This is a genomic window from Streptomyces sp. NPDC004031, assembly GCF_053604375.1.
In genome coordinates, this window is record NZ_JBSGHL010000091.1 from 1 (window position 1) to 21,167 (window position 21,167).

A 21,167-nucleotide genomic window follows, 5' to 3' on the forward strand; every position below is an offset into this window, starting at 1 on the left:
AGCAGCAGGTCGAGGGCCAGCAGGACGACGATGCCGGCGTCCACGCCGATGGGGAAGACGTTCGCGAACCAGCCGAAGCCCTTGTCGAGCGCGAGTGAGCGCACGGCCGCGTAGGACCCGGCGAAGCCTATGCCGGCGATGACGACGGCTCCGGTGACGACGACCCCGACCAATATGCGGTGCGTGCGGGTCAAACGTATCGCGGCCACCCGCGACCCCTCCTGCGACTGCGACTCGGCGACTGGGCCGCCCCAGACTGCCATACCGCGGTGGCGGTCCGGCGCTCCGCGGCCCGGACAAACGTACGGATTGCCGCTGGATTGCGGACGGGCGGGGCGGTGTTTGTTACGCGTTCGCCGCCGCGACCGCCGCGACGGCTTCCTTGGCCGCCCGCAGCGCGTTGGCGTTGACGGTGGAGGCGCTCGGGTTCTTCTTGCCCTCCAGGCCCGCGCCGTTGTACTCGACGATCACCAGGACGTTGCCGGTCCGCACCAGCAGCGTGTCGTCCTGCGAGGTGACCTTCGCGACGGTGGCCTTGCCCGCGACCGAGGTCGCCTGGTCGCCGAGGCCGGTGACGGCCGACGCGGTCGCGCCCGACGTCTTGCCGAGGTCGGCGGCCTGGTCGGTGTAGCGCTGCTGGGCCTGCGTCTCGGCGGGCGTGGCCGGGGTGGAGCTGAAGCGCTGGAGGGTGACGGACAGCCAGCGGTACTGGTAGCCGTCCGGGCCGTTGCCGGTCCAGGAGCAGCCCGCGCGGTCCTTCGCGTCGTCGGAGGTGGCGGGTGTGCCGGCCGGGGACTTGGCCTTGGGCACGATCGCGGTCACGGTGGCGTTGCCGACCGACAGGCAGGCGTTCGGCAGCGTGGCGAACTTCTCCGGCGCGGGCGCCGCGGCCGTCGTGGTGCCGCCCGCGGTGTCCTTGCCCGCGGACGCGGTGCTGCCCTTGCCGCCGGAGCCCGAGCCCGAGTCCGAGCCCGAGCCGGAGCCGCCGGAGGAGCAGCCGGCGAGCAGCAGCGCGGGCACGGCCGCGGCGCACGCCAGCAGCAGGGCCCGGCGCGGTGCGGTGCGTCGTCGTCGTTCCATGGGTCCTGGGTTCCAGTCGTCGTGAGTCGTGCCTGTGCGGCCGGTCGGCCCTCCACCCTAAGGGGTGAACGGAGCGCCCCCGTGCCGCCGGCGGCTCAGCTCTCGACCTTGCGCTCCAGCTGCTTGGCGACCTTCTGGGCGCTTTGCTGCACGTCAGAGCTTTGCGGGACGGCGTCGGCGGTGGGCGCGGAGGTGGCGCCGTAGTGGATGCTCACGACGACGTTCGCGGTGCAGAAGACGAGGGTCGCGTCGCGTCGCGCCCCGCCCGTGGCGGCCTTGTCGCCCTTGGGCGGGGTGAGGGTGTCGTAGATGAATGCGGCGTTGCCCACATCCGTCAGCCGCCGCGGCCCCCAGTCCTGGCTGTCGCCGTCCGTGCCGGTATCCGGGCTGCCGCTCGCGGTGTCCGAGGGCGTGGGCGTGGACGTGGCCGAGGGGGGAGTGGTGGGCGTGCTGCCGGGCAGCGGCGGCGGCGGGATCGACGCGTGCGAGGCCTGCGCGTCGAAGTCGTTCTTGGCCTCGACCTCGTCGCTGACGGCCGGGTCGTAGGAGACGACCCGCTCCATGTCGATGACCAGCGAGTGGTCCGTGCCGTCCTTGGTCGTCGCGTGCCAGGTGCAGCCGACCCGGCGGTCGGTGTCGTACGTGAGCGACTCCGTGCCCGCGTAGGTCTGCGCGCCCGGCACGAGGGCCTTGAGGGTGTCCAGGTCGACGGCGATGCACGGCTGCGGCAGCGTCTTGTACTTGCCCGGCGGGGCGGGCGAGACGGTCTGGTCGGTGACCGGCGACGACTTGCTGTCGCCGTCCGCGCCGTCCGAGCCGCCGCCGGTGCACGCGGCGAGCGTGCCGAGGCCGCCGAGCGCGACCGCGAGCGCCAGTGCGCCCAGCGCGGCCTGCGGCCTGCGCCTGGAGTGCGCTGTGCGGAGCCCTTGCCTCACGTGCCGCCTCTCGATCTCGTGCCCCGGAGCCCGCCCCGGGGCGGTGGCCCTGCCGGGGCCTTGTGCCACAACCGGGTGCCGTAACGGTCCCGGGGCGGTAATTCCTTGGCGCGCATGAGCGAACCCTGGACACAATGTCTACCGCACGCGGCGCGGAAAGCACCCGTGGGGGTGGGTTTATCGGGTGACCCGTTGGTCTATTCGACGAATCAGACGTTTCATGCCGTATGGGTGTGAAGCTGGCGTGTTGTGCGCCATCGGCCCGGTCGGTCCTGGATCTCCCTGATGTCCTGGTCTGTCGGTTCTGTCGGTCCGGCCGCCTTCTCGTCCCGTTCGTGCCTCCGTCCGTCCGTCCGTCCGTTCGTCCGTTCCAGTCGGTCTATGTCCCGGGGGGCAGCCATGTCGTACACCGAAGTACCCGGGGTCCGGGTCCCGATCCGTATGTGGACCGATCCCGCCGCTGTCGAGAGCGGCGCGATGCAGCAGCTGCGCAACGTCTCGTCGCTGCCGTGGATCAAGGGCCTCGCCGTGATGCCCGACGTCCACTACGGCAAGGGCGCCACGGTCGGCTCCGTCATCGCGATGCAGGGCGCGGTGTGCCCGGCGGCGGTCGGCGTCGACATCGGCTGCGGTATGAGCGCGGTGAAGACGTCGCTGACGGCGAACGACCTGCCCGGCGACCTGTCGCGGCTGCGGACGCGCATCGAGCAGGCCATCCCGGTCGGCCGCGGTCTGCACAGCGACCCGGTGAGTCCGGGCGACGTGCACGGCATGCCGACGTCCGGCTGGGACGACTTCTGGGCGCGTTTCGACGGGCTCACCGAGTCGGTGCACTGGCGGGCCGAGCGCGCCGCGCAGCAGATCGGCACGCTGGGCAGCGGCAACCACTTCATCGAGGTGTGCCTGGACGAGTCCGGCGAGGTGTGGCTGATGCTGCACTCCGGGTCGCGCAACATCGGCAAGGAGCTGGCCGAGCACCACATCGGTGTGGCCCAGTCGCTGCCGCACAACAAGGGCCTGGTCGACCGCGACCTCGCCGTCTTCGTCGCGGACACCCCGCAGATGGCGGCGTACCGCAACGACCTGTTCTGGGCGCAGGAGTACGCCAAGCGCAACCGCGCGCTGATGATGGGCCTGCTCCAGGACGTCGTGCGCAAGGAGTTCAAGAAGGCGCGGGTCACCTTCGACCAGGTGATCTCCTGCCACCACAACTACGTGGCCGAGGAGCGGTACGACGGTGTCGACCTGCTCGTCACCCGCAAGGGCGCGATCCGTGCGGGCGGCGGCGAGTACGGCATCATCCCCGGCTCCATGGGCACGGGCTCGTACATCGTGCGGGGCCTCGGCAACACCGACGCGTTCAACTCGGCCTCGCACGGCGCCGGGCGGCGGATGAGCCGGAGCGCGGCGAAGAAGCGCTTCTCCACGCGGGATCTGGAGGAGCAGACGCGCGGGGTGGAGTGCCGCAAGGACTCCGGGGTCGTCGACGAGATCCCGGGCGCGTACAAGCCGATCGAGAAGGTCATCGACCAGCAGCGGGACCTGGTCGAGGTGGTGGCCAAGCTCAAGCAGGTCGTCTGCGTCAAGGGCTGAGCCCGGCAGGGCGGCCCCCCTGGGGAGGGGGCGCGGACGGCGGAGGGAGAGGCGTCAGCTTTCGGGCGGCGCCTCTTCCTCGTCGTCCTCCTTGTCCTTCTCCGGCGCCCGCTGGACGGCCGCTCCCGCGTCCTCCTCCTCGCGCTGGACGGCCGCGCCCGCGGGCACGGCGGGGGCCGCGGCCGGTGCGGGCTCGGCGGCGGCGGCGGAGGGCGCGGCGGGGGAGGGCGCGGCCATGACGCGTTCGGCGTTGGCCGAGGCCTCCCGCTCGAAGCGGTCGGAGGGGTCGCTGACGCGGATCCCGCCCGCGGTCTCGGTGCCGTCCACGGGGCCCTGTCGCTGCTGCATGACGTGCGTCAGCTCGTGGGCGAGCGTGGTGCGGCCGGTGTCGGAGGCGGTGTCGTAGGCGTCGCGCTGGAAGACGATGTCGTTGCCGACGGTGTAGGCGCGGGCGCCGACCTCGGACGCCGAGCTGTGCGCGTCGGAGCCGGTGTGCACGCGGACGTCGCCGAAGTCCGCGCCGAGCCGGGACTCCATGTCGGTGCGCGTCCCGGCGTCCAGCGGCTCGCCGCCCCCGCCGCCGACGACGTCGTGCACGGACGACCGGGGCGGGGCCTCGGCCGCGGGCGCCTCCGCGTGGTCCTCGTCGTCGTGCCGCCGCTCGCGTTGCAGCACCGCGCCCACCCCGCTGTTGCCGACGAGCCGCTGGAGCACGCCGAATCCCGCGGCGCCGACCACGTCGGTACGGCCCGTCGCCGCGGCCCGGAGCAGATGGGGCAGGGCGTCCTGCCGGGCGTCGGCGTCCGCGTCCTGCCGGTGGCCGCCGTCGTGGCCGCCGTCGTGATCGTGGTCGTGGTCCGGGCCGTGGTCGTGCGCTCGCATGCCGGGCTCCTCCCGGAGGGTGTCGTACGGGGTGGTGCGGGTCCTGGGCGGACGGTCAGCCGGTGAGGGTCTGGAGGGTGCCGCCCAGCAGCAGGGATTCCGCGCACTGCGACGGGGCGGGCGCCTTGACCGGGCGGCCGACCTCGCGGCAGTCGACGGTCAGGGTGATCTTGCCGCCCGCCGGTACGACGATCGGTGTGACGAAGTGGTAGTCGGGGGCCCGGAAGTCCTCCAGCGCCAGGCTGAGCAGCTGCCCGTCCGGGGTGGCGACCACGAGGGTGCCCGCGTCGCCCTGCGGGTTCTGCACCACGACGTCGGTGACGTTGAAGTTCTTGCCGCCCGGGACGGTGTACGAGGCGGACTTGGTGCCCCCGCCGACCGCGTCCTTGACGCTGATGTGGGCGGTGGTCGGCGTCCCGGCCGCGATGCCCGACCCGGTGCCGGTGCCGGTGCCGGGGCCGCCCGAGCTGCCCGCCGTGCCGCCGGCGCCCGCGGACGTGCCGCCCGCGGTCGCCGCGGGGGCGGTGGTGCCGGTGCCGGCCGTCGCGCCGGTGCCCGCCGTCGTCCCGGAGGTGCTGCCCGCGGCGGCCCCGGCCGTCGTCCCCGAGGTGCTGCCCGCGGTCGTCCCCGGGGAGACGGACGCGGCGCTCGCGATCGACTCGGGCGTGATGGCGTCGCGCGCCGCGGACCGTACGGTCGGGCGCAGCAGCCCGTACCAGAGGCCCACGAGGACGCCCGCGAGGAGCACCGTGGTGATGATCGCGCGCGGCAGCCAGCGCGGCAGGATCGCCTGCTGCTCGTAGGTGCCGTCCAGGACGGCGGGCGGGCGCGGGGTGCCGTCCGGGTCGGGCTCGGGCGTGATCAGGACCTGGAAGGAGTGCGTCGCGGGCGCGCCGCGCCAGATCCGCCGTACGGGGCGGGCGCCCAGCCGCGACAGCTTCGTCTCGCCGCAGGGGATGGTGAGTTCGGCGGGCTCCAGCGCGAACTTCACGCGCTCGCCCATGCCCTGGGCGGCCAGCGCGACGGTCAGCGGAGTGTTGCCGCGGTTGTCGATCGCGGCCTCGTGGCGGCCGCGCCACGCGCTCTGCGAGGCACGCGGCACCAGTTCGGCGGAGACGTCGGTGAACGGCAGCACGTCCAGCGGACGTTCGGCCACGACCGGCAGGTTCGCGTCGCTCGTCGGCACCAGCCGCAGGCCCAGCGTCGTGGTGCCGGGGGCGGTGCCGGGCGCCCGCGGCGGACGGACGTGCACCTGCGCGCTGCCCGAGGCGCCCGGGTAGAGCGACAGCCGCTCGGGCTCCACCGTGGTCCACGCGGCGCACGGGCCGACGGGTTCGAGGCGCAGTTCCTCGACGGTGGTGCCGGAATTGGCCACCTGTACCAGCAGCGCCACGTCGCCGCCGGGCTCCACGGCGACGGCACCCTCGTCGAAGCTCGCCGAAATACTCATACGCGTCACCGTAGGAGCGGAAGTTTTCCTTCCGGAGGGGCCGTGCAGGAAGTCTTTCGGGCAGGAATGGGTTCGCTTTGAGTCATCGTGTGTTGCTCCGGGGAATAGCGGGATGACAGAACGGGAACTCCAGACGCCGACAGTGCACGTCAGGGGTTTGAGACCTGTGCACGAAAGGGGGAGGGACTGTGAAGGAAATGAGTGTCGACCGCATCGCGGTCGATCTTCGGGCCTGGGATCCGATCTCGCAGGCCGGAGTGGCGAGCCAATTGCGGCTGCGGCCGGAGGTCCGCCTGCTCGACCGGGATCCGGAGGCCGCGTCCGTCGTCGTGGCGGTCGTCGACGCGGTGGACGACGAGGTGCTCGGCATGCTGCGGCAGATCCACCGGGCGGGGAGCCCGCGCGGAGTGCTCGTGGTGACCCTCATCGACGAGAACCAGCTGGTCAAGGCCGCGGAGTGCGGATTCATCGGGGTCATCCGCCGTTCCGAGGCCTCGCCCGCGAAACTCGTCGAGGTCATCGGCGCGGTCGCCCGCGGCGAGGGGTACGTGCCCGCGGACCTGCTGGGCGGACTGCTGGTACAGGTCGGCCGCTTCCAGGGAGACCGAACAAATGTGCATGGGCTGAATCTCAGCCGGCTCAACGAACGGGAGATCGAGGTGCTGCGGCTCGTCGCCGAGGGGTGCAGCACCGCGGATATCGCCCTGAAGCTCGCATATTCCGACCGCACGATCAAGAACATTCTGCACTCGGTGATGACCCGGCTGAATCTGCGGACCCGTTCGCAGGCGGTCGCGTACGCGATGCGGCAGGGCTTGATCTGAAAGCCCGCGACATATGCTCCGGGCGCCGGTGATCGTTTTTCCGTGACCGGTCACGGAAAAACGATCACCGTTGCGGATCACCGCCCGTCCGGCGCCTCGTCATATGCGTCGCGGTTCGCCTGGACCTCGTCCATGTGCATTTCCGCCCAGTTCTTGAGCGCGCCCACGACATGGTGCAGCGAGAGGCCGAGCGCCGTCAGTTCGTAGCTGACCGCGACCGGGACCGACGGGGTGACCGTGCGGGTGATCAGGCCGTCGCGCTCCAGCGAGCGCAGCGTCTGGGTGAGCATCTTCTGGCTGACGCCGGAGAGTCGGCGCGACAGCTCGGAATACCGCATGGCCCGCGGCCCGTCGCCGTGCTCGACCCCCGGCTGGTGCGGGCCGTCGCTGCCGAGGGCGGCCAGGACGAGCGCGACCCACTTGTCGGAGAGCCGGTCGAGCAGCCGGCGGCTCGGGCACGCCGCGAGAAAGGCGTCGTAGGAGGCCCTGGCGTGGGTCCTTTCCTCCAGTGTGGTCCGCGACGGCATCGGCGGCTCCTTCCTGCCTCGGTACGCACTTTGAAGTGCCCACTTCCCCGTGGAGAGTAACCCACCCAGGATGAAGCACGAGCTGATCGCACCACGTCCGAGGAGCCGCACCATGAGCGTGACCACTTTCCGCACCGCCGTCGTCCGCGAGCCCGCAGGGCCCGACTCGATCGAGATCATCGAGGTACCGCGGGCCGAACCCGGCCCCGGCCAGGTGCGGGTCGCCGTCGCGGGGGCGACCGTCAACCCCGTGGACCTGGGCGTCGCGGGCGGCTTCTTCCACTCGCTCGGCCTGATCCACCAGCCCGAACACACCGGCCTCGGCTGGGACTTCTCCGGCACGGTCACCGCCGTGGGCCCGGACGTCGATCCCGTGGACGGACCGGCCGTCGGCGCCCGGGTGGCCGGCCTCGTCACCGGCTTCGACCGCGACTACGGCACCTACGCGGAGGAGATCGTCGTCGCGGCCGCCGACGTCGCCGTCGTCCCCGACACGCTCGACCTGACCGCGGCCGCCGCGGTGCCGCTCAACGCCCTGGCCGCGGCGCAGGTCGTCGACCTGCTCGGGGACGCCCCCGCGGGCCGCGCGCGCCTGCTGGTGACCGGCGCGGCGGGCATCGTCGGCGCGTACGTCAGCGTGCTCGCCCAGGAGCGCGGCTGGCAGGTGACCGGGCTGGCGCGCGAGGGCGACGAGGAGTTCGTCCGCGGCCTGGGCGCCGCCTTCACCGCGGAGCCCGGCTCCGGATGGGACGCGGTCGCCGACGCCGCCGCGCTCCAGGACAAGGCCGTACCGCTGGTCCGCGACGGCGGGGCGTTCGTCGGTGTGCGGCCGAACCTCGCGCCGCCCGCCGAGCGCGGGATCACCATGACCGCGGTGGAGACGGTGGCCGACGGTCCCCGGCTGGCCGGGCTGCTCGCCCGCGCCGCGAGCGGCGAACTCCCCGTCCGCGTCCACGACGTCGTCGGCCTCGACCGGGCCGCCGACGCCCACCGCCGCATGGCCGAGGGCGGGGTACGCGGCCGGATCGTCATCAGCCCGCGGGCGGACGCGCGCGGATGAGCCCGCGGAGCCGCGGGCCTGGCGGCCCGCGGCCCGTCCGCTCACTGGCGTCCGAAGAACTCCACCTCCGCGACGGCCAGCCGGTGGCCGTCGGTCGCGCCGTAGCTGGCGTCGGTGGTGAGCCGGACGCGTGCGACGTCGGACGCGTGGACGTCGAAGGTCTGCGGGCCCGCCTGGTCGTGCAGCGTGACGGTGTGCGCGGTCGGGTGGCCCGCGGTGTCGTAGAAGGTCAGGGTGATCCTGGCGGGGCGGGCCTGCGTGAGGAAGGTGCCGTCGTCCGTCGAGCAGCCCGGGGTGACCAGGATCGTCACCAGGTGCACGGGGTGCGGGAACCCGGCCTCCACGTACTGGCCGACACCCGCGCCGGGGGCGGAGGGCGCCCAGTAGTGGTTGGCGTAGCCGTCGAAGGCCATGCCCGCCGGGTGCGCGGGATCCGCGGAGGACGCCGTCGCGGTGTTCGGGTGCAGCGGGGCGGGCTTCGCCGAGCGGTCCCGGACGTTCGAGACCAGGTCGGAGATCTGACCGCGGACCAGCCAGCCCACGAGGGCCAGCACCACCGCCACCGCGGGCCACACCGCACGCGGGGGCAGCCTGCGGCGGGTGCGGGTCGGCGGCCGGTACCCCGCGGCGACCGCGCGTTCCGGTCGCCGCAGCAGCCGCCGCCACCAGGGCGTCGGCGCCTCGGGGACGGGCGCGGCCGGGGGCGGGGCCTGCGGGTCGAGCACCGCGCCGCACCGCGCGCACAGGTGACGGTTCGCCGGGTTGGCGGTCCCGCAGGTCGGGCACGGCCGGTCCGGCAGCCGCGCGGCCTCGGCGGCGGGCTGCTCCGCGCCGACGTCGAAGAACCCGGTCACGGGCTGCGGCCGGTCCGTCCGCTCCCCGGGCCGCCGCGCCGCCGCCGCGTCCGGCACGAGGGGCCCGCTGCGCGGATCGGGCGGCGGCAGCGGTACGGCGGCGGGCTGCCCCGCGAGGGTCCCCGCACCGACCGGCCCCTCCACGGACGCCCGCGGCGCGACGGGCGCGGCGGGCGCGGGCGGTTGCGGCCGGGGCTGGGGCTGGGGCTGCGCCTGGGGCATGGGCGGTACGGGTGGCGGCACGGGCTCGTACGGCCGAGGCGCGGGCCCGTACCTCTGCCCGCCCCGCGGCGGCTGCGCGGGCGGAGGGCCGTACCCCGGGGAGGGCGGACCGGGCGGGGGCGGGGACGGAGGGTTCGGCGGGGTCGGCGGTTGCGGAACGGGACCCGGCCGGCGGCGGGAGTCCGGGCGCGGCTCGGGCACGGGGCCGTACTCCTGGGACGGCGGTACGGACGGCGGTACGGACGGCGGTGCGGGCTGCGGTGCGGGCGTGGGGCCGTACCCCTGCGGGGGTGGCTGCCTGCGGGAGTCGGGGTCGGGCCCGGGAGGCTGCGGGTCGGGGGTGTCCGGGGGCGGGTCCCAGGCGAGGAAGGCCTGGCAGGCGGCGCAGAAGCGGGCGCCCGGCGGGTTGTCGTGGTGGCAGGTGGGGCAGATCATGACGGCTCCCCGGCGGAGTCGCGGGGGAGGATCTCGACGGTGTACGTGACGTGCGCGGGCACTTCCGAGGCGACGAGCTTGTCCAGCGCGGCCCGGTCGATCCGCGCGGGGTCGGCGACCCGTAGCCGTACCGTCACCCGGGCGCCGGGTGTGCCCGGCAGGGCGGTGCCGGGGCGCGGGGACCAGGCGGTGCCGCCGTTCTCCCGGATCTCCGGCTCCGTGCCGGTCGCCCGGCGGATCGCCTGGACCAGGCCGCGGCGGGTGCCGCGGATACGGTGCTGGCCCACGGCCGCGGCGATGACCTCGCGGCGCAGTGCCTCGGGGCGCTCCTGGTCCTGCTGGACGGCGGCCCACTGGCCGAGCCACAGCAGGAAGTCGGCGGGCGCGGTGCCGCTGCTGAGGTGGGCGGCGAGGTTGTCGAGGACGAGCAGGTCGGGGGCGACGACCTCGTCGAGCGCGGCCAGGAAGCGGTGCAGGAAGTCCTGTTCCTGGTAGACGGCCGGGAGCCGGTCGATGAGCGGGTGCGGGCTGGGCAGCCCGGGGATGGCCGAGCGCATGTCATCTCACCTGCACCTGGACGTCGTGGCTGTAGCTGAACACCAGCGAGTTGGGGGCGAGTTCGAGCCGGTCGACGGGATCGGTGCGCTCGCCGGTGTACGGGTCGGCGGGGAAGAGCTTGACGTCCTCGACGAGTTCGACGCCCGGCACGCGCTGGAGCACCGCGAAGACCTCCCCGGCGTGGATGGGCCGCCCGAACGGCCAGCCCTGGTCGTCGGGTCCGCCGGTGAGCGGGCTGAAGTGGTGGTAGAGCGCGGCGAGCGCGGCGTCCCGCAGCGGCCCGGTGGGCGTGCCCGGCACCGCCTGCACCCGCGCGGCCACCGTCATGCCCTGGTAGAAGGGCGGTTCGACGTTGAGCCGGGTGCCGACCGGGCAGCGGTCGTGCAGGTAGGAGGCGATCGAGGAGAGCATGTCGGTGGGCGGCTCCAGTTCGCGGAAGTCGATGCGGCCCTGCGCGTCGCCGCGCCCCGCCGGGACGACCAGCAGCCTTACCCCGCCCGCCGCTTCGGCCGGGTCCTCGCCGGAGGCGGCCGCGGACAGGCAGCGCACCCGGGCGACGCCGGGGGCGACCTCGCGGGCGAGCCGTTCGTAGTCCTCGGCGACGACCGCGCGGTGCAGCGTGCGCAGGGTGAGCGGCCCGCGCACCCGGGCGTTGCCGACGGTCTCGCCGTCCACGCCGCCGACCGCCGCCCGGCGGTTCTCGACCCGGGCGACGAAGGGCACGGAGCTGCGCAGGATCCGCAGCGCCCCGCGCGAGACGTTGCCGCGCCGCCCGCCGCCGGTGCGGTAGCCGCGCACCCGTACCGTCGCGTCCTTGGGCGGCACCGCCCCGAACAGCCGTACCGTGCCGTCCGGTTGGTGCACGGCCGGGCCGAAGTCGACCCGTCCGGAGCCGGGGTCGAGGGTGAAGTGCCGGTCGGACCAGGTGGAATGGGCGAAGTCGTCGACCTGCTGCCAGCGCGCCCAGCCGTCGCCCTCGGCGACCTCGACGACGAAGGGCGCCCCGGTCGGCTCGACCGGCGGCCGGGCGACGTGGAAGGTCTGCCCCGGCAACCCCTCGGCCGGGCCCAGCACTTCCGCGGCGACGCTCTCGGCGTGCAGCGCCTCCACGGTGCCGCCGATCGTGAACGCGCCCGCCTGCCGTACGGTCGGCGGGGCCACGTACGCGGGCCTGCCCTGCCCGGCGGCGACCAGCCGGCAGCGCACCCAGCCCGCGCTGACGCCCGCGCGGACCGCGGTCGCGTGGCCCTCGGGGACGTGCAGCACGACCTCACCGGCCTTGTTGAAGCCGCCGGTGTCGTCCTTGTCCACTTCGCAGGGCAGCCACTCGTCCCCGCACAGCGCCTCCCAGCGCAGCGGCGGGTCGGTCGGATCGACGCCCACACCGTGCACCTGGCAGTCCAGCCGCAGCACCACCGCGCAGCCGGGCACCGCGGCCGACAGTCCGACGTACAGGCAGTCGCCGGGCTGCGGGGTGGCCCCGAAGCACGGCACGTCACGGCCGAGCCGCAGCTCGGCGGTGCGGTCGGTGACCGCGCCGCCCGCGGTGCCGGTCGCGAGGTACGCCCGCTCGCACGGCACGACCGCGAGACCGCGGGCGGTGCTGAAGACCACCGCCTCCTCGGTCTCGGTACGCACGGTGGCGACCTGGGTCCCGGCCGGGACGCGTACGGTGTCGGGCTGCGGCGCCGACAGCCAGAACGTCACGTCGGCGCGGGCGGCGGTCGGCGGGAAGAGCCGCACGCCGATGAGGTCGAGGAAGGCCAGGTAGTTCTTCTCCGGCACCCTGTTGAGCCGGTAGATGAGCTGGTCGACCATCGTGGCGAAGGCCTCGATGAGCGTCACGCCCGGGTCGGAGACGTTGTGGTCGCTCCATTCGGGGCAGCGCCGCTGCACCAACTGTTTAGCCTGGTCGACCAGTTGCTGGAAGGTGCGGTCGTCCAGGTTCGGGGCCGGCAGCGTCATGCGCCCTCCTGGTGCTGCGGGATCACGTAGAACGGGAAGACGAGGTTGCGCGGGTCGTTCGTGCCGCGCACGCAGTAGCCGATCTCCAGGTAGAGCACGCCCTTGTCGGCCTCGTCGAAGCGCACGGCGACCTCGGCGACGTCGATGCGCGGCTCCCAGCGGTCGAGCGCGAGCCGTACCTCGTAGGCGAGTTGGCCCGCGGTGCCCGCGTCGGCGGGGGCGAAGACGTAGTCGCCGAGCGCGCAGCCGAACTCCGGGCGCATCGGGCGTTCGCCCGGCGAGGTGGACAGGATCAGCCGGATCGACTCGGCGATCTCCCGGTCGTCGCGGACCAGCGCGATGCCGCCGGTCGCGTCGGTGTGCGGCGGGAAGGCCCAGCCCGCGCCGATGAACTCCTGCCCCATGGCTCAGCCTCCGATCAGCACGGTCGGGCAGCCCGCGACGACGGGCGAGCCGCATCCGGCGGTGTCGCCGACCCGGGCGGCGCGCCGCCCGCCGATGAGCACGGACGTGCTGCCCGGCCCCTGGACCACCGACGGCGGGTGCAGCGGCGTCCCGCACGTGTGCGGGGTGCCGACGACCGCGGCGGCCCGCCCGCCGATCAGCACGGAGGCCACGCCGGGGCCGCCGATCACCCCGCCGTGCCCGGTCGCGTCGCCCACCCGGGCCGCTGCTCCCATCCGCCCCTCACCCCTGTGACGTCGGTCGGTCGTCCATCACTTGTCAGTTGATACGGACCATCGGCGCGGTCACCGACAGCGAGCCGTTGCTGCGGACGTCGGTGCGCTCGGTGCCGTCCACCGTCACCTGGCGGCCCTGCACCGAGACCGCCGCCTCCGTGCTGAGCGACACCGCGCCCGAGCCCGCCTGGAGCGCGAGGCCCGAGCGCGCCGCGACCTCGACGACATCCCCGGCGAGCCGCAACCGGCCCTTCCCGGCGTCGAGTTCGACCCCGCTCGCCGCCTTCACCGACACCTGCGAGCCGGCCTCGATCGCGACCGAGCCGTCGCTGTGCACGGTGATCGCGGTCTGCTGCCGGTCGAGCGTCAGATGCGCCTTGCCGTCGCCGGTGACCAGCCGGACGCCCTGCGGGCCGCCCGCGGTGTCCAGCAGCTCCAGCTTGTTGCCCTCCCGGGAGGCCAGCGCCCGCCGGTTGACGGCGCCGCTCGTCGGATCGACGGCGTGCCCGCCGCCGCCCTGCGCCCCCGCGGGCTTGTCCTTGCCGTTGAACAGCCCGCACAGCACGTACGGCGCTTCGAGGCGGCCCTGTTCGAAACCGGCGAGCACCTCCTCGCCGACCTCGGGGATGAAGGCCTCGCCGCCGCCCGTGCCACCTGCCTGGCCGCAGCGCGCCCAGTCGCTGGTGTAGTCGTCCGACAGCCACGGGAAGCGCACCTTCACCCGGCCCAGGCCCTGCGGGTCCTGGGTGTCGGTGACGGTCGCGTTGACCAGGCCGAAGCACCGGCCGTCCCGCTCGGAGCCGCCGTCGCCGGACAGGCCGTAGAGCGTACGGTCCTGGTCGCCGGTCACACCGACCCAGGTCTCGTAGCCGCTGACCGGGTCGAAGACGTGCCGCACCGACGTCACCGTGTAGCCGCCCTCGAAGGGCGCGCCGACCCCGGCGAGCGTCACCGTGCTGCCCGCGCGGATCTCCGGGTTGCCGCGCACCACCGCGTCCAGCTCCGCGAACGACCCGGCCACGCGCGCCGCCAGCGCCTTCGCGGCCTGGTCGACGTGCGCCTGGTCGCCGTACGCGGTGTCGCTGACCAGCAGACCGGCCGGGCCGAACGGGCGCGTGACGTCCGCGGCGGTCACCCCGAGCCGCAGCGTGCCGGACGTCCCGGCGTCCGCGTGGCCCACCAGCGGCTGCTTGGTCTGCACGTCCCAGCCGCGCACCTCGACCTCGGTGACCTGCTCGGCCGCCGACACCGACGCCCGGCAGCGCAGCAGGTTGTCGCCCATCTCCAGCACCAGCGGATCGCGCGCGGCCCGCGCGGTCACCGCGGGCGCCCCGCCCGCCCCGGGCGGCGCGGTGACGTTGAGCTTCCCGTCCTCGACATAGACCTGCGCGCCCGCCTGCTCGGCGAGGCCCCGCAGGAACGCCCAGTCGGTGACGTTCGGCTGCACGACGTGCTCCAGCACCGGCCCCGCCACGTCGATCGACCCCGGGCGCAGGCCCGCCCGCTGGGCGACCTGCGTGCAGATGTCGGACAGCGTCATGTTCTGGTAGCCCGCGACCCGGCGGCCGCGGAAGAGCCGGTAGGACTCGTCGGTGCCGCGCACCACCGTGAAGGTGCCGCCGTCGTCGATCTCCAGCTCCAGCGCCGTGACCGCGCCCGTCAGCAGCGGTCGCGCGGTCGGCGGCCCGCCCGCGGCCGCCCGCAGCCGCACCGGCGTGCCGACCGCGATGCCCGCCTTGGCGAGCAGCACCCGGCCCGGGTCGCGGAAGCGCAGCAGGAACGTGCCGGGCAGGGTGCGGCTGCCGTCCACCGAGGCCTCGACGAGCGTGTCCGCGAGCCCCGGCGGCAGCGGCCGGCCGCCGAACTCCATCACCAGCGTCTTCGCGACGCCCTGGTCGACCACGGTTCACACCCCGCCGGAGCCGTTGCCGGGACCGCCGTTGTACGTGCCGTGCCCGGACTGCCGCAGCCGGTCGATCTCCTCGACGGCGGGCAGCAGCAGCTCCCGGCCGTGCGCGAGCCGGATCGGGTCGTCGATGCCGTTCGCCTCGGCGATCACCCGCCAGGCCGCCGGGTCCCCGTACTCGCGCCACGCCAGCACGGCGAGCGTGTCGCCGCTGCTCACCTTGTGCACGCGGTGCGGGTGCAGCGCGCCCGACGTGGGGTTCTGGCCCGGGGTGTCGCCGCTGATCTCCTCCATCGTGACCTGGCAGACCGCCCGGATCGGCACCCCGGAGGTCGTGAAGAGCGTGTAGTTGGCCTGCACCTGGCTGACGTAGCCGGGAAAACCGGTGAGCCCGCCCCAGTGGAAGACCACCCACGGCGGCGACGCCCGCTTCTGCTGCCGCGTCTGCCCGGTCGGCACGCAGCACGCGAAGAGCTGCTCGACCGTCCGCACCACGCTGGTGTCGTGCGTGTCGCTCGCGTCGAGGAACATCTCGACGGTGAGCTTGCTGGGCTGCGGCCCCTGGTACTCGGGCGGGCCCGCGCTCTTGGCGCCCTTGGCGGGCGTACGGTTCCAGGTCGCCGCCTTGGTGAGGCTCAGCTCCTTGGGGTTGAACTGGAAGTCGATCCGCCCGCACGCCGGGCCCGGGGTCAGGCTGCCGCCCGGCGGCGGGGTGCGCAGCTCCAGGTAGGCGTGCTCCAGCTTCGGACGCGCGCCGCCCGCCGCGCCCGCCGCGCTGCCCGTGCCCGTCGCGCTGAACGCCACCGGACTGCTCATCGCGTCAGCTCCCCATCACGTAGCCGTGGTGGGCGATCTCGATCGTCTCCACCGCGACCTTCGGCGACTCCGGACTGAACGACGGCCCGCTCCACCGCACCGGCACCACCTCCAGCAGGCCCCACTGGGCCACGACATGGCCGTCCGCGGTGCGTGCCTCGATGTGCGCGGTGCGGCGCTTGATGCCCGTCGTCATGCTCGCGAACCACTTGGCGACCTTCTCGGTGTCGCGGGTCAGCGGCCGGGAGAGCTTGACGTTGGAGTAGCGCAGCCGGGTGGGCAGTTGCCACGACAGGCTGTTGTTGCCGCCCTCCTCGCGCGTCTCCAGCACGACCTCGCAGCCGAGCCCGTCGCAGGTGTTGAACGAGCCGAGCTCGATGCCGTCGACGGTCACGACGAAACAGACGCTGACCGCGGGGTCATCGGTGACCGACATGACGTCATCTCCTTCTTCTGCCCGTAGGGCCTTGTCAGTGGCGGGTGTTGATGAGGAAGCCCGCGCGTTCGCGGTCGCGCCGCAGCTCGTCCTTGAGCAGGCGGCTCAGCCGGGGGAAGAGGGCGCGGACGAGGGCGTCGTCGACGTGCGGGGCGGCGCCGTCCTCCGCGTCCGCCTTCTGGCCGGGGGCGGCGGGCCTGCTCGTGGTCGTGGCCGCGGGCCCGCCCGGGTCGGGGGCGGAGTCCGCGGAGTCGGCGGCGTCGGACACGGGCGAGGGGGCGAACTCGGGCTCCGCCGTGGCCGGAGGGGGCTCGGGGTCGGGCGCGCGCTGGACGGCGAGGGCCCGCTGGACGGCGAGGGCACCCGGGGAGGGCGGTGCGAAGACCACCGAGCCGTCCGCCGCGCGCTGGGCCACGCCCGCCGCGACGGCCACCGCGCCGGCGTCCGTCCAGGGGCGCCCGGCGGGTGCGGGACGCGGGGGCGGTGGCGGGTTCGGGCCGCCGCCGGGTGCGGTGGCGGCGGAGCGCTGGACGTAGGGGGCCGCGGGGACCGCCGGGCGGCGGGCGGGGGCGGCCGGTGCCTCGGTGGCCCAGCGGGCGGCCACCGGCCGCTCCGGGTCGGGCGCGGGCGTCGTGGCGGTACCCGGGCCGTCGGTACGGGCGAAGAGCGGTACGGGGCGTTCGCCGACCAGCCCCGCCACGGGCTCGGCGGAAGGCTGCGGCTGCGGCAGGGGCTGCGGCGGGTCCGCGGGAAGGCGCTGCACCCCGACCGGGACCGGCGGGACCGGCGGGCCCTGCGGCTCCTGCGGCTCCTCGGCGGGGGACCCGGCCGCCGGGAGCAGCGGATCGTCGCCGAGCAGCGGGGAGTCCGCGGGGGAGTCCGGCGGGAGCTGCGGGGCCCGCGCGACCTCCGGGACCTCCGGGACCTGCGGTGCACGCTGCGCCGTGAGCGGCTCCGGGGCGGCGGGCTCGGGCCGTACGGACGCGGGCGTGGAGCGGGCGGCGGGCCCGCGGGCGGTCGGGGGCAGCCCCGGGAGGGGCTCGCCGATGCCGAGGTGCTGGTGGGGCCGGACCGCGGGCGGCTCCGTCGTGCGCTGCACGGGCGGGGTGGGCGGGCGCGTTCCGGGGCGGGCCTGCGGGCGGGCCTCGGGCTGGGTCTCCGGTCGGGCCGCGCGCTGGACCGCGGGCGGCGCCGGGGGCTCGGCGCCGGGGGGCGGTACGAGCGGGGGTGCGGGCAACTCCCGTACGGTGGGCGGCTCCTGTGCGGCGGGCCCGGGGTCCGACGGGGTGAGCGGCCGTACGGTGACGGGCTCGGCGGCCGTGGTCGCCGCCTCCTCACCGGGTGCTGCTGCGGAGGTCAACGGCCCGCCGTCCAGGACGCGTTGCAGCGCCACCGCCGGGTGCGTGCCCGTACCGCCCGAACGCGGCGGCTCCCAGGTGCGGTTGCCCGGCTCCGGAGCCTCCGCCGACGGCGGTTCGGGGGCGGCGGCGGACGCGACGTCGTACAGCATCCCGGCGGGTGCCTCGGAGCTGACCAGGTGGCCCAGCGGCCGGGACAGCGAGACGTCCTGCCAGGTGCCGAGCGAGGCACGGAAGCCGCCCGGGTCGGTGACCAGGCCGAGGTCGCCCGCGGTGCGCTGGAGCGGCGGCAGGTCGCGCCACGCCTGCCCGCCGCCCGTCGCGGGGGCCGCGGGCCCGGCGGGCTGCGCGGGCGGCCGGTTCCGGCCCCCGCCGCCGAGCCATGACAGCAGTCCCACCCCGTCCCCTCCCTTCCGGCTCAGCGCCGATCAGCCGCTGAGCTGTGCCGCGTGCCGGACGTACCGGAGCCGGTCGGCGTGCTCCAGATCGAGGATCTGGTCGAGCGGCCAGTGCAAGTGGTAGGCGAGGTACGCGACTTCCTCGTGGATGCGGTCGGCCGCGTACGTCACGATTCCCCCAGGCGACCACCGCCGCCGGACAGCTCCACCGCGAAGTCCTCCCGGCAGGCCGGGCAGGTGACGCGGGCGCGGGTGTGGCCCTCGGAGTTGATCCGCCGGTAGAAGTCCTGGAGGAAGGCCAGGTCGGACGCGAAGAGGTCCTCGATGACGCCCGGGTGGATGTCCTCGACCGTCCCGATCCGGACGACCACCCGGGAGATCAGCACCACCGACAGATACGCGGAGTTCTCCCGCACCCGGTCGTCGCGCAGCGGCACCAGCTCGTCCCGGGCCGTCGCCAGCCGCATCACGCCCGAGCGGTGCACCGCGCCCGACTCGTCCACGTAGCCGCGCGGCAGCTCGAAGGCGAACTCCGTGCGTAGCCCCGCGCCTTGGCCCGCCTCCGACGAAGCCGAAGCCGAGGCCGAGGCCGAAGCCGATGGCGGGGCCGGTGCCGCGGCCGTGATCCGGCGCATCAGTCGAGTTCCACGCTCTCGTAGGTGATCGACAGCTTCTCGGTGAGGACCGAGGTGTCGCCCGCCTTGAGCGTGCTGATCTCCAGGGACTTGGGCCAGGCGTTGATCAGCTTGTAGCGCTTGATCGGCAGGCCCTCGTAGTCGTAGACGATGATCGACCCGTTGCGCCGGGCGTTCGTCATCTTCCCGAACCGCGAGTCCTTGATCCACTTCTCGAAGCTGTTGTCCTCGGTGAGACCGCGGGTGACCGTGACCTCGCCCGCCTTGGGGCGGCCCGGCAGCTTCTTGATCGCGTACTTGCCGTCCGCGGTGTTCTGCTTCAGCTCGATGACGTCCTGCTCCATCTTGAGACCACTGACCTCGGTGATCCGCTTGATGAGGACGCTGTCGAACTCCAATCCGAACGAGTGCCCGACAGAACTGTCGAGTTCGGGCAGCGGCATGACTCCGGCCTCCTGTGATCGCCTTCCGGCTGCTTCCGGCTGCTTCCGACTACGGGACTTGGGGCGGTTTACGGATCGGCGCCGGCGTCCTACTCGTCGACGGCACCGGACCCGGCGGACATCTGCGCGAGCCGGAAGACGACGAACTCCGCCGGTTTCACCGGGGCCACGCCCACCTCGCACACGACCTGCCCCGCGTCGATGGCCTCCGGCGGGTTGGTCTCCGCGTCGCACTTGACGTAGAAGGCCTCGTCCGGCGTGAGGCCGAACAGGGCGCCCTTGCGCCACTCGTTGACCAGGAAGGCGGAGATCGTGCGGCGGATCTTGGCCCACAGCGCGTCGTCGTTCGGCTCGAAGACCGCCCACTGGGTGCCGCCCAGGATCGACTCCTCCAGGTAGTTGAAGAGCCGCCGCACGTTCAGGTAGCGCCACGACGGGTCCGACGACAGGGTGCGCGCACCCCACACCCGGATGCCGCGCCCCGGGAAGACCCGCACGCAGTTGACCCCCGCCGGGTTGAGCAGGTCGTGCTCGCCCTTCGTGATCTGCGTCTGCAGCGCGACCGCACCGCGGACGACCTCGTTCGCCGGGGCCTTGTGCACCCCGCGCGTCTCGTCGCTGCGGGCCCACACCCCCGCGATGTGACCGCTCGGCGGCACGAAGCCGTCCCGGCCCACGGACGGGTCGAAGACCTTGATCCACGGGTAGTACAGCGCCGCGTACTTCGAGTCGAACGCCGCCGTGCGCTCCCGCCACACCTTCACCTGCTGCGGGCTCAGCGCGGGCGGCGGGTCCAGGATCGCCACCCGGTCGCCCATCAGCTCGCAGTGCGTCACGAGCGCCTGCTGCACCGAGATCAGTTGCTCGCCGTCGATCCGCCCCGCCTGGTACGCGCTCATCAGGTCCGGCGCGGCCACCATCGTGACCTCCTCGACCGCCTCCAGCCCCGCCACGCCCGTCCGCTGCTCCGGGTCGCCCGTGTAGGACGCCGCCGACACCTCCAGCGGCCCCGGCGCCGCCGCCGGCACCGCCACCTGCTGCGCCTCCGGCCGCTGCGGCGCCGGGCCCTGCTGGCTCTCGGCCAGCGCGATGAACTGCGAACGCGAACGCACCTGCGTCGCCGCGTTGTCCTTGCTGCGCTTGGTGGTCAGCTTCGGGTACGTCTCCACGACCTCGCCGTCCCGCCGGACGACCAGCCCGAACGTGTCCTGCGGCGGATCCTCGCCCTCGGGCTCCGTGACCTCGACCGTGATCTGCCCGGTGACCTGCGGCAGCGCCCGCACCTCGTACGGCCCGACCCGCGCCGCCTCCCCGCCGGTCAACTCGGCCGGCTCGTCCTGCGCGGCGGAATCCGGCGCCCCGATCCGGACGACGTAGCAGATGCCGCCGCCGTTCGCGAAGAAGCCGTAGACGGCGCCGGGCAGATACGCCCCCTCCGCGAAGTCGCCGAACACACTCTTGAACTGCGTCCAGTTGCTGATCGGTGTCGGCTCGTGCAGCGGCCCCTTGCGCGCGAATCCGATGAAGGCGGCAACCGCGGTCCCGACCCCCTCGATGGGCCTCGACCCGGACTCCACCTCTTCGACGTAGACGCCCGGGGACAGGTACGACGGCATGCCACTCCCCCTCGACCATGAGATACGGGAGGAAATCCTCCGGCGACCTCCCCCGTGGCGCACAGGATTTGGGCCGTACCGGCGACTCGACCTCGATGACCGACAGGGCAGCCCGAACGGTCGAACCGCCGGGGCACCTTTCCCTTCCCCAACGGCTTGCCTTCCCGCCTGTCCCCCCAGGACGGGGCAGAGGTGACCCTGGCGGTCATGGTGTCGACCGCGCGCGGGGACCGCGGAGGAGCCGAGCGGACCGGGAACCGCCCGGCCCCTGCCCACGAGCCCGAGCCCGCGCCCGCGCCCCTTCCTGCTCCGGAGGCTCCGTTGAGCAGGGCGTCGGTGCACCTGCTCCAGGGTGCGGCGGGGAATGCGGCGGTTTCACGGCTGGTGGCGCAGCGGTTTGTGGCTCCGGTGGCGCCGTCGGTGTCGCAGGCGCCGGGGATGCGTCGGGTGAACGCCGACATCGCCGCGAAGAAGCAGAAGCTCGCGCATCACCA

At 74.2% G+C, this 21,167-nt stretch carries 22 protein-coding genes; 3 read left to right on the plus strand and 19 right to left on the minus strand.

The window, feature by feature from the left end; all coding sequences use genetic code 11:
* The 3 genes from ACWERV_RS34730 to ACWERV_RS34740 form a co-directional block, all read right to left on the minus strand.
* The coding region (locus tag ACWERV_RS34730; protein WP_452940708.1) for a DUF2637 domain-containing protein at positions 1–209 on the minus strand (209 nt) is incomplete at its 3' end.
* Positions 210–345: 136 nt separating this feature from the next.
* Positions 346–1,080 carry a DUF3558 domain-containing protein gene (locus tag ACWERV_RS34735; protein ID WP_452940710.1) on the minus strand — a complete coding sequence of 245 codons (735 nt, stop codon included), beginning with the start codon at positions 1,078–1,080 and terminating at the stop codon, positions 346–348.
* A 95-nt stretch (positions 1,081–1,175) separates the two neighbouring features.
* Positions 1,176–2,015 (minus strand): DUF3558 domain-containing protein, encoded by an 840-nt coding sequence (locus ACWERV_RS34740; RefSeq protein WP_452940711.1) that lies wholly within the window; start codon positions 2,013–2,015, stop codon positions 1,176–1,178.
* 399 nt (positions 2,016–2,414) lie between these two features.
* On the opposite strand from ACWERV_RS34740, the gene ACWERV_RS34745 reads away from it, so the two are divergent.
* Positions 2,415–3,608, plus strand: a complete 1,194-nt coding sequence (locus tag ACWERV_RS34745) for an RtcB family protein (RefSeq protein WP_398192806.1) — start codon at positions 2,415–2,417, stop codon at positions 3,606–3,608.
* 54 nt (positions 3,609–3,662) lie between these two features.
* Here the strand turns inward: ACWERV_RS34745 and ACWERV_RS34750 are convergent, their stop codons facing one another.
* Together ACWERV_RS34750 and ACWERV_RS34755 are read right to left on the minus strand one after the other, a co-directional pair.
* Positions 3,663–4,490, minus strand: a complete 828-nt coding sequence (locus ACWERV_RS34750; RefSeq protein ID WP_452940713.1) for an eCIS core domain-containing protein — start codon at positions 4,488–4,490, stop codon at positions 3,663–3,665.
* Positions 4,491–4,545: 55 nt separating this feature from the next.
* Positions 4,546–5,940, minus strand: a complete 1,395-nt coding sequence (locus tag ACWERV_RS34755) for a COG1470 family protein (protein WP_452940714.1) — start codon at positions 5,938–5,940, stop codon at positions 4,546–4,548.
* A 197-nt stretch (positions 5,941–6,137) separates the two neighbouring features.
* Here ACWERV_RS34755 and ACWERV_RS34760 point away from each other — a divergent pair, with 197 nt between their 5' ends.
* Entirely contained in the window at positions 6,138–6,764 is a 627-nt protein-coding gene (locus tag ACWERV_RS34760) for a helix-turn-helix transcriptional regulator (RefSeq protein ID WP_398192803.1), read from the plus strand.
* A 77-nt stretch (positions 6,765–6,841) separates the two neighbouring features.
* On the opposite strand, the gene ACWERV_RS34765 is transcribed toward ACWERV_RS34760, so the two are convergent.
* Positions 6,842–7,291, minus strand: coding sequence for a winged helix-turn-helix transcriptional regulator (locus ACWERV_RS34765; protein WP_452940716.1), 450 nt, complete (start codon positions 7,289–7,291; stop codon positions 6,842–6,844).
* A gap of 112 nt (positions 7,292–7,403) precedes the next feature.
* Between ACWERV_RS34765 and ACWERV_RS34770 the strand changes: the two genes are divergently transcribed.
* Complete coding sequence (locus ACWERV_RS34770) at positions 7,404–8,351, plus strand: NADP-dependent oxidoreductase (RefSeq protein ID WP_452940718.1); 948 nt, start codon at positions 7,404–7,406, stop codon at positions 8,349–8,351.
* Positions 8,352–8,392: 41 nt separating this feature from the next.
* Here ACWERV_RS34770 and ACWERV_RS34775 read toward each other — a convergent pair whose 3' ends face one another.
* From ACWERV_RS34775 to ACWERV_RS34835, 13 genes are all read right to left on the minus strand, one after another.
* On the minus strand, positions 8,393–9,427 hold the full coding sequence (locus ACWERV_RS34775) for an NADase-type glycan-binding domain-containing protein (RefSeq protein ID WP_452940720.1): 1,035 nt from the start codon (positions 9,425–9,427) through the stop codon (positions 8,393–8,395).
* Positions 9,428–9,858: 431 nt separating this feature from the next.
* Positions 9,859–10,419, minus strand: coding sequence for a phage tail protein (locus ACWERV_RS34780; RefSeq protein WP_452940722.1), 561 nt, complete (start codon positions 10,417–10,419; stop codon positions 9,859–9,861).
* A 1-nt stretch (position 10,420) separates the two neighbouring features.
* Entirely contained in the window at positions 10,421–12,385 is a 1,965-nt protein-coding gene (locus ACWERV_RS34785; protein ID WP_452940724.1) for a putative baseplate assembly protein, read from the minus strand.
* A complete protein-coding gene (locus tag ACWERV_RS34790) occupies positions 12,382–12,789 on the minus strand; it encodes a GPW/gp25 family protein (RefSeq protein WP_452940726.1) in 408 nt (135 codons plus the stop codon). The genes ACWERV_RS34785 and ACWERV_RS34790 overlap by 4 nt, the downstream gene beginning before the upstream one ends.
* A 3-nt stretch (positions 12,790–12,792) precedes the next feature.
* Entirely contained in the window at positions 12,793–13,065 is a 273-nt protein-coding gene (locus ACWERV_RS34795; RefSeq protein WP_398192796.1) for a PAAR domain-containing protein, read from the minus strand.
* A 43-nt stretch (positions 13,066–13,108) separates the two neighbouring features.
* Positions 13,109–14,968: a VgrG-related protein gene (locus tag ACWERV_RS34800; protein WP_452940728.1), complete on the minus strand. Its 1,860-nt coding sequence runs from the start codon at positions 14,966–14,968 to the stop codon at positions 13,109–13,111.
* Positions 14,969–14,971: 3 nt separating this feature from the next.
* Positions 14,972–15,787, minus strand: a complete 816-nt coding sequence (locus tag ACWERV_RS34805) for a CIS tube protein (RefSeq protein ID WP_452940729.1) — start codon at positions 15,785–15,787, stop codon at positions 14,972–14,974.
* A 4-nt stretch (positions 15,788–15,791) separates the two neighbouring features.
* Positions 15,792–16,223: a phage tail protein gene (locus tag ACWERV_RS34810; RefSeq protein ID WP_031525793.1), complete on the minus strand. Its 432-nt coding sequence runs from the start codon at positions 16,221–16,223 to the stop codon at positions 15,792–15,794.
* Positions 16,224–16,257: 34 nt separating this feature from the next.
* The gene (locus ACWERV_RS34815) at positions 16,258–17,979 is read right to left on the minus strand and encodes a hypothetical protein (protein ID WP_452940731.1); all 1,722 of its coding nucleotides are present in this window, start codon (positions 17,977–17,979) and stop codon (positions 16,258–16,260) included.
* A 30-nt stretch (positions 17,980–18,009) separates the two neighbouring features.
* Positions 18,010–18,150, minus strand: a complete 141-nt coding sequence (locus ACWERV_RS34820) for a DUF6760 family protein (RefSeq protein ID WP_199923532.1) — start codon at positions 18,148–18,150, stop codon at positions 18,010–18,012.
* Complete coding sequence (locus ACWERV_RS34825) at positions 18,147–18,614, minus strand: hypothetical protein (protein WP_452940733.1); 468 nt, start codon at positions 18,612–18,614, stop codon at positions 18,147–18,149. The genes ACWERV_RS34820 and ACWERV_RS34825 overlap by 4 nt, the downstream gene beginning before the upstream one ends.
* On the minus strand, positions 18,614–19,057 hold the full coding sequence (locus ACWERV_RS34830) for a phage tail protein (RefSeq protein ID WP_398192791.1): 444 nt from the start codon (positions 19,055–19,057) through the stop codon (positions 18,614–18,616). Before ACWERV_RS34830 ends, ACWERV_RS34825 begins: the two co-directional genes overlap by 1 nt.
* 89 nt (positions 19,058–19,146) lie before the next feature.
* Positions 19,147–20,673, minus strand: coding sequence for a phage tail sheath family protein (locus ACWERV_RS34835; protein WP_398192790.1), 1,527 nt, complete (start codon positions 20,671–20,673; stop codon positions 19,147–19,149).
* Positions 20,674–21,167 lie beyond the last annotated feature (494 nt).

Excerpts from the sequence above, each read along its gene's own strand:
- ACWERV_RS34735 (WP_452940710.1), bottom strand. The coding sequence starts at position 1,080 with ATGGAACGACGACGACGCACCGCACCGCGCCGGGCCCTGCTGCTGGCG.
- ACWERV_RS34795 (WP_398192796.1), bottom strand. The coding sequence starts at position 13,065 with ATGGGAGCAGCGGCCCGGGTGGGCGACGCGACCGGGCACGGCGGGGTG.
- ACWERV_RS34760 (WP_398192803.1), top strand. The coding sequence starts at position 6,138 with ATGAGTGTCGACCGCATCGCGGTCGATCTTCGGGCCTGGGATCCGATC.
- ACWERV_RS34825 (WP_452940733.1), bottom strand. The coding sequence starts at position 18,614 with ATGCGCCGGATCACGGCCGCGGCACCGGCCCCGCCATCGGCTTCGGCC.
- ACWERV_RS34770 (WP_452940718.1), top strand. The coding sequence starts at position 7,404 with ATGAGCGTGACCACTTTCCGCACCGCCGTCGTCCGCGAGCCCGCAGGG.
- ACWERV_RS34750 (WP_452940713.1), bottom strand. The coding sequence starts at position 4,490 with ATGCGAGCGCACGACCACGGCCCGGACCACGACCACGATCACGACGGC.
- ACWERV_RS34775 (WP_452940720.1), bottom strand. The coding sequence starts at position 9,427 with ATGCCCCAGGCGCAGCCCCAGCCCCAGCCCCGGCCGCAACCGCCCGCG.
- ACWERV_RS34810 (WP_031525793.1), bottom strand. The coding sequence starts at position 16,223 with ATGTCGGTCACCGATGACCCCGCGGTCAGCGTCTGTTTCGTCGTGACC.
- ACWERV_RS34755 (WP_452940714.1), bottom strand. The coding sequence starts at position 5,940 with ATGAGTATTTCGGCGAGCTTCGACGAGGGTGCCGTCGCCGTGGAGCCC.
- ACWERV_RS34745 (WP_398192806.1), top strand. The coding sequence starts at position 2,415 with ATGTCGTACACCGAAGTACCCGGGGTCCGGGTCCCGATCCGTATGTGG.
- ACWERV_RS34785 (WP_452940724.1), bottom strand. The coding sequence starts at position 12,385 with ATGACGCTGCCGGCCCCGAACCTGGACGACCGCACCTTCCAGCAACTG.
- ACWERV_RS34790 (WP_452940726.1), bottom strand. The coding sequence starts at position 12,789 with ATGGGGCAGGAGTTCATCGGCGCGGGCTGGGCCTTCCCGCCGCACACC.
- ACWERV_RS34765 (WP_452940716.1), bottom strand. The coding sequence starts at position 7,291 with ATGCCGTCGCGGACCACACTGGAGGAAAGGACCCACGCCAGGGCCTCC.
- ACWERV_RS34805 (WP_452940729.1), bottom strand. The coding sequence starts at position 15,787 with ATGAGCAGTCCGGTGGCGTTCAGCGCGACGGGCACGGGCAGCGCGGCG.
- ACWERV_RS34830 (WP_398192791.1), bottom strand. The coding sequence starts at position 19,057 with ATGCCGCTGCCCGAACTCGACAGTTCTGTCGGGCACTCGTTCGGATTG.
- ACWERV_RS34835 (WP_398192790.1), bottom strand. The coding sequence starts at position 20,673 with ATGCCGTCGTACCTGTCCCCGGGCGTCTACGTCGAAGAGGTGGAGTCC.
- ACWERV_RS34780 (WP_452940722.1), bottom strand. The coding sequence starts at position 10,419 with ATGCGCTCGGCCATCCCCGGGCTGCCCAGCCCGCACCCGCTCATCGAC.